10 protein-coding genes are annotated in these 6,824 nt (G+C 42.7%); 9 read left to right on the forward strand and 1 reads right to left on the reverse strand.

The window, feature by feature from the left end; genetic code table 11:
- The first annotated feature begins 69 nt into the window (after positions 1-69).
- The 9 genes from nadD to hemH all read left to right on the forward strand — a co-directional run bounded on the left by nadD (position 70) and on the right by hemH (position 6,441).
- Positions 70-642: a nicotinate (nicotinamide) nucleotide adenylyltransferase gene (gene nadD / locus AC1D0K_RS27595; protein WP_295711600.1), complete on the forward strand. Its 573-nt coding sequence runs from the start codon at positions 70-72 to the stop codon at positions 640-642.
- A 29-nt stretch (positions 643-671) separates the two neighbouring features.
- Positions 672-854, forward strand: coding sequence for a hypothetical protein (locus AC1D0K_RS27600; RefSeq protein ID WP_477397753.1), 183 nt, complete (start codon positions 672-674; stop codon positions 852-854).
- On the forward strand, positions 842-1,150 hold the full coding sequence (locus AC1D0K_RS27605) for a type II toxin-antitoxin system RelE/ParE family toxin (RefSeq protein ID WP_477397751.1): 309 nt from the start codon (positions 842-844) through the stop codon (positions 1,148-1,150). The genes AC1D0K_RS27600 and AC1D0K_RS27605 overlap by 13 nt, the downstream gene beginning before the upstream one ends.
- A gap of 9 nt (positions 1,151-1,159) precedes the next feature.
- Positions 1,160-1,342: a hypothetical protein gene (locus tag AC1D0K_RS27610; RefSeq protein ID WP_477463126.1), complete on the forward strand. Its 183-nt coding sequence runs from the start codon at positions 1,160-1,162 to the stop codon at positions 1,340-1,342.
- Between the two features lie 110 nt (positions 1,343-1,452).
- A complete protein-coding gene (locus tag AC1D0K_RS27615; protein WP_295711595.1) occupies positions 1,453-2,052 on the forward strand; it encodes a MiaE family protein in 600 nt (199 codons plus the stop codon).
- 69 nt (positions 2,053-2,121) lie between these two features.
- Positions 2,122-3,219, forward strand: a complete 1,098-nt coding sequence (locus AC1D0K_RS27620; RefSeq protein ID WP_477400003.1) for a sensor histidine kinase — start codon at positions 2,122-2,124, stop codon at positions 3,217-3,219.
- Positions 3,220-3,224: 5 nt separating this feature from the next.
- Entirely contained in the window at positions 3,225-3,926 is a 702-nt protein-coding gene (locus AC1D0K_RS27625; protein WP_477441377.1) for a LytR/AlgR family response regulator transcription factor, read from the forward strand.
- A 123-nt stretch (positions 3,927-4,049) separates the two neighbouring features.
- Positions 4,050-5,126, forward strand: a complete 1,077-nt coding sequence (locus tag AC1D0K_RS27630; protein ID WP_477399817.1) for a Kelch repeat-containing protein — start codon at positions 4,050-4,052, stop codon at positions 5,124-5,126.
- Positions 5,127-5,409: 283 nt separating this feature from the next.
- A complete protein-coding gene (hemH, locus tag AC1D0K_RS27635; protein ID WP_477399815.1) occupies positions 5,410-6,441 on the forward strand; it encodes a ferrochelatase in 1,032 nt (343 codons plus the stop codon).
- Between the two features lie 183 nt (positions 6,442-6,624).
- Here the strand turns inward: hemH and AC1D0K_RS27640 are convergent.
- Positions 6,625-6,824, reverse strand: a 200-nt coding sequence (locus AC1D0K_RS27640) for an integrase core domain-containing protein (protein ID WP_477463119.1), incomplete at its 5' end; no start/stop codon positions are given.

The raw sequence follows: 6,824 nt of genomic DNA on the forward strand, positions 1-6,824 counted from the left end.
TTGCTAAACTGAAACCCGTTGAACAAAAACTGCAAACTGCCAACCGTTAACTGCTAACTGCTAACTGAAATGAAGATAGGCTTACTGTTCGGTTCATTTAATCCCATACACATAGGGCATCTTATCATCGCCAATTACATGGCCAACCATACAACCTTAGATAAGGTTTGGCTGGTGGTATCGCCGCAAAATCCACTCAAAAAGTATGGCGACCTGATAAACACTTATGACAGGTTGGAAATGGCCCGGTTGGCTACTGATAATGCTACCAATATAACTGTAAGCGATGTAGAATTGAGGTTACCACAGCCATCATACACCATTGATACCTTAACCCACCTTAAAGAAAAATATCCAGAGCATGAGTTTGCGCTTATTATGGGGTCTGATAACCTGGGCACCCTGCACAAGTGGAAAAATTATAAACTCATCCTGCGCGATTACCGCATATTTGTATACCCCCGCCCCGGCTACGAAAACGCCGAGCTGGCCAATCATCCATCTGTAACCATCACCATGACCCCGCTCATGGAACTATCCGCAACATTCATCCGCAAGTCCATCTCCGAAAAAAAGAATGTACAATATTTTGTACCTGATCCGGTTTTGAAGTTTATTGAGAGCAAGAGTTTGTATAAGTAAAATCGTATATTTATAAAAAGGAGATTGCCATGCTTACCAAAAACAAAGTGAAGGAATTGATTGACCACATGCCGGAAACATTTTCTGTGGATGATTTGGTAGATAAAGTAATTTTGCTGCAAAAAATTGAAGCGGGTGAAAAGGAAATTGAAAATGGAGAAGGTATAGACTGGGAGGACATGAAAAAGGAAATGGATCTGTGGCTAAAATAACCATCTCTAAAACTGCCCGGTCAGATCTGAAAGACATCATTGACTACATAAAACGCGACTCTATCAGATACGCATATTTGGAAAAAGTTAAAATTGAAGGTACTATAAACAGGCTGATTCTTCAACCGTTTATTGGGCGCGTCGTTCCGGAATTAGAAAATGAAAACTATCGAGAGCTTATTTTTCAAAATTATAGGATCATTTACAAAATTCAATCTGAAGACCATATCTATATTTTATCTATCCACCACTCCAGATCAACATCTAATAATCCTGCCTTTCGGCCCGAAGAATGATTTTCAGCCATGCTCAATAAAGAAAAAGTAAAAGAATGTCTTGTGGACATGCCGCGAAAATTCTCTACTTATGAGTTTATTGCCCCTGTTATTTTAATGCAAAAAATTGAAATAGCTCGGGATCAATTTAAAAATGGCGATTTTTTAACAGAAGGTGAATTGGACAGAGAGATTAATGGTTGGGTATCATAAAAACTCGTCGTCCGAAAATCCTTGCTCCTCCACCCAAAAAATCTCCATCATCCAAAAATCCATGCTCCTTTGTCCAAAAATCCTTGTTCTATTCCACTATCTTTGTTCCTGTGAGCGAGAAAACCATACTTAAATTACAGCTGCCAACAGATCCGCTTTGGGTTAAAAATGTGGTAGAAAGCAATATTGAAGAACTTTTAACAGATCATGCCTATTGTGAGCAAAAGGCGGCCACCAATGGTATCACGCTGATTGTTCAAAACCCTAATTTGTCTGATCTGGTGCAGGAGATGATTGCTTTGGTGCAGGAAGAAATGGACCACTTTAAACGGGTACATGAAATTATTGTAGCACGAGGTTTTGTATTAGGTAAAGAGCGCAAGGATAATTACGTGAACGAATTGCGTAAGTTTATCATCATAGGCGGCGGTCGCGAAGCGCAGCTGATTGATCGCTTATTGTTTTCGGCCATGATAGAGGCCCGCAGTTGCGAGCGCTTTAAGGTACTGTCAGAAAACATAAATGATAACCAGCTGTCAACGTTTTACCACGAACTGATGATCAGCGAGGCCACACACTATTCTATGTTTATTCGCCTGGCCAAAAAATACGCGGTGGAGATAGATGTTGACAAACGCTGGAAAGAGTTCCTGGAATATGAAGCCGGTGTGATACAAAACTACGGCAAAAGCGAAACCATACACGGGTAATTCGTCTATACAAATAGCCTGATTATCGATACTTTTATTATTGCAGATACTTAAACTTTTACTTTGTATATGTCGCGATTTAGGGCTTTCTCGATAGTAATACATATTGCGGGATGGCTGTTGTTTATGGCCCTGCCACTGGTATTTTTAAATGGCAGGGGGCATGATAATACAACCTGGTTATTATTAACGCAACCCTATTACTGGTTGTTCTGCCTTACGTATATCTTTCTTTTTTACATTAATGCCAACCTGTTTATCCCAAAGCTTTTTTTAAAGAAAAAGTATTTGACTTACAGCATCATAATCCTGGTGTTATTAACCTCCATTTTTTATTTAAAGCCATTTGACAGGTTACTTCGCAGCAACGAAGGCCACCTGCAAGCAAAAGAGCAGCAATCATTACGGCCGCCTTTAAGCCAAAACGGTCCTGATGGGCCTCCTCGCCCATTCAAACCACGTCACCACCACGGGCCTCCTTTGGATATTGCCAGCCTGTTTATTTTCCTGATGATTGTGGCCATAAGCACAGCTATTAAAACCATACAGCAGTTGCAGCTTACAGAGCAACGAATTATCCGTGCCGAAGCCGACAAAACAACGGCCGAGCTTTCATCTTTAAAAGCGCAGATTAACCCGCACTTTTTGTTTAACACACTCAATAACATCTATACCCTTATTGTTACCCAGGATGACAATGCGGCGGAGAGCGTGATGAAGTTATCCAACATTATGCGTTACGTAACCGAGGATGTGACGACGGATTTTGTGCCCCTGCAAAGCGAACTCGATTGCATTAACGATTATATTGAATTACAACGATTACGCATGGGTAAAAATACAGAAGTGCATTTTTCATTACATGGTAATACAACCGGTAAAAAAATAGCACCGCTGGTATTAATGACCTTTGTAGAAAACGTGTTTAAATATGGTATCAGCAATCACGAAAAATCGGTTATCAACATTAAGGTAGATACAAATGATAAACATATTGCTTTATTTTGTAAAAACCGGATCTTTAACAACCGCGACGAAAACCAAAGTACGGGCATAGGTATCAAAAACACCAAACAACGGTTGGCCCATTTATACCCCGGCAAGCATTTATTAAACATAAGCAACCAGGATGGTTATTATACCGTTCGGCTTAGCTTACAAACTTAAAACCCATGGTGTTAAAATGCATTGCAATTGATGATGAGCCCCTGGCGCTAAAATTAATCAGCGGGTATGTATCACGTTTTCCGTCGTTACAACTTATCCAAACGTTTGATGATGCCATATCAGGTGCCGAGTTTTTAAAAACCAAACCCGTAGATCTGCTCTTTATTGATATCAATATGCCCGATATTACGGGGATCGACCTCGTTCGCTCTCTTACAGTAAAGCCTATAGTGATCTTCACCACCGCCTACAAAAACTTTGCTTATGAAGGCTTTGAGCTGGAAGCCCTTGATTACATCCTGAAGCCTATTGATTTTAAACGCTTTGAAAAGGCTGTTGAAAAAGCTATCGATTATTATCGGTACAAAAATCAACCCGCAACAGAACAAACCGAAGAAAGCCTTTATGTATACTCAGAATACCGGATGGTAAAAATCGAACTGAGTGCTATTGAATATATTGAAAGCATGGAGGATTATATCAAGATTCATTTAACCAATGCCAAAACGGTGCTTACCCTTATGCCCCTAAAAAAGGTGTTGGAGAAATTACCTGCCGATAAATTTCAGCGCATCCACCGCAGTTATATTGTGCCTGTTAACAAAATTCGCTCTATCCAAAACCGCAAGGTTAAACTAAGCGATATTGAGCTGCCGGTAAGCGAAAGCTACCTGGATATTGTTCGTAACTGGATGAAATCCAGGTAAAAAGCCATCTGACCGGCGCAATTCAGCTATTTACCCGCACCTTTCCCGTTATGCATTATTTCGTTGTAAATTTACTTTAGTAAACAAACCAACTATTACCTAATTAAAACCAACCTAACGGATATGAAAAAAGGAATGGGTTACTTAAGCGCAGTGTTGATAGTATTTGCCACCGCGTTTACCATTGCCAGTCCCGGCGATGGAACATGGCAATTGCTCACAACAACCAACAAAGCCGAAGCACGAAGCGAATGCGGCTTTGCCGCTGTAAAAGGCAAACTTTATTTATTGGGCGGCGATGCCCCGGCCATGCCGGTTGAGGTTTTGAACCTGGCTACAAAAAGCTGGTCAAAAAAAGCAGTTGCCCCGGTGATCATGCATCATTTTGAGCCCGTAGTTTATGGCGATAAAATTTATGTTCTGGATGCCTTTGCTGATAGAAACTATCCCAAACAGGAAGCCCTGGCCAATGTTTACAGCTATAATACCCAAACTGATACCTGGGAGAAAGGCGGAGAGATCCCTGCTGACAGAAGGCGGGCCGGTGCAGGCGCTGCAGCATACAATGGCAAACTATATTTAGTGAATGGCATTTTGCATGGCCACACCAGCGGCACCACCAATATGTTTGATGAGTATGATCCCGCAACGCAAAAATGGACTAAACTCCCCGATGCCCCACATATTCGCGATCACTCTACCGCCACGGTGGTTAACGGAAAGCTATACGCAGTAGGTGGCCGCAACACCAGTTTGCACGACCCCAACAATTTCATGTCGTTTTTTGATAAAACGGTATTGGAGGTAGATTGCTACGATTTTAAGACCAGCAAATGGACAACCCTCGGCGCCAAACTCCCCCTGGGTACAGGTGGCGGCACCCTTGTAAACCTTAATAACAACCTGTACTACATAGGCGGCGAACGCGCCACTGCCACCACGCCAAACGGCCCGCAAAAGGAAACCTACTACCTTAATTTGGCAAAGCCAGATCAATGGATTCAAACCGGGAGCCTTAACCTGGGTCGTAATGGAACCTGTGCTGCTGTGATTAATAATAAAATTTACCTGGCAGGCGGCTCTGGCGGAGGCCCGGGCGGTCCCCCGCCTGCAAGTGGCGCCAGGCCCGCTCCACCAAAAAGCCCTCCGGGTGGTAGTCAGCGTGGTGAAATAGCGGTGGAGATATTCTCCATCAAATAGCATAAGCTATAAGCAAGGGGAGGGTTTATCTATACATTGTGCCGGTTCACCGATACATCGTTGATTAAACAGGCGGCTGGCCGCATCTTTACATCGTTAACCCGGTGGCGTTGCAGGGCAAAGCCGGGTTACAATCCCCCTTTTTTCATAAAGGTTTCGATAAGGCGCCGGGTGTTTTAAATACACAGGCGCCTTTTTTTATAACGCATCACTTCTTTGTAATTAATTTAACCTTTAGGGTGTTAAGGGGCTAAATTATTTTAATTTTGCAGCCATAAGCGTTATGGGTAAAAAAGGTGTTTTATTAATTAATTTAGGTACCCCAAACAGTGCTTCAACAGCCGATGTGCGTACCTACCTGAATGAGTTTTTGATGGATCCGCGGGTTATTGATATCAACCCGGTATTACGTACCCTGCTGGTTCGCGGCATAATTGTTCCTTTCAGGGCGCCGAAGTCGGCCAAATTGTACCGGAAGATCTGGAGCGATACTACCGGTTCGCCGCTAATGCACTACAGTATTTTACAACAGGAAGCATTAACAGCGCGCCTTGGTGATGAATATATAGTTGAGTTGGCCATGCGCTACCAAAATCCTAGCATTGAATCGGCCCTGCAACGGTTAAAAGATGCTTTGGTTGATGATATCCAGGTAATAGCTCTTTTCCCGCAATATGCATCGGCCAGTACCGGTTCGGTATATGATAAGGTGATGGAACTGCTGATGGAATGGCCTACCAAACCAACCATATCCTTTGTAAATTCATTCCATGATAATGAATTGATGATCGCTACGTTTGCCGAAAACGGGCGTAAATATGATCCAGAAAAATTCGATCATATCCTGTTCAGCTTTCACGGATTACCCCAAAGACAGTTGATTAAAGCCGATCATACCCACCAACACTGCCTTAAGGTTAATGATTGCTGCCAAACCCTTACCGATGCTAATAAGTTTTGCTACTCGGCCCAATCGCACCATACCGCGCAGCTGATTGCCCAAAAGCTCAATATCCCCAAAGAAAAATATACGATCTGTTTCCAATCGCGCCTGGGTAACGACCCATGGGTACAGCCCTACACCAGCGAAATTGTAGCCAAATTGGCCAAAGAAGGCAAAAAAAGCCTCCTGGTATTTTGCCCCGCCTTTGTAGCCGACTGCCTGGAAACGGTTTACGAAGTAACCACCGAATACGGCGATGAATTTAAAGCCCTCGGCGGCGAAAGAGTCCAACTTGTTGAAAGTTTGAATGATGCCCCAATGTGGATAGACGCACTGGAAAAAATGGTTAGGGATAACCATATATCGGGGTAAAAGACAAAACGTATTTTAAATCATCTTTGTCATGCTGAGGAACGAAGCATCTATTCGCCAACTATGCAGGCTTACTATGCATGTCGGCAAATAGATCCTTCACTATGTTCAGGATGACAAAACACTAAAAAAAACCGTCATTGCTGTAAGGGTTTAGTAATTCGGTAACAGAATCAGGTATTTTTATTTGTTGTTTAGGGTGACCATATCGATAGGTTTTTTACCATTGATGCCCTGATGTGGTCGTTCCCAGTTATAATAAACAAGATATTTGAGGAGTTCATCTTCCAGCTCTTCAAAGCTGTCGAAATCGGTATCTTCAATAAGGTCTTCTTTAAGGGTCCTCCAAAAGCGTTCCACCTTGCCGTTGGTTTGCGGCCGAT

Source organism: Mucilaginibacter sp. P1_A3, from assembly GCF_056406855.1.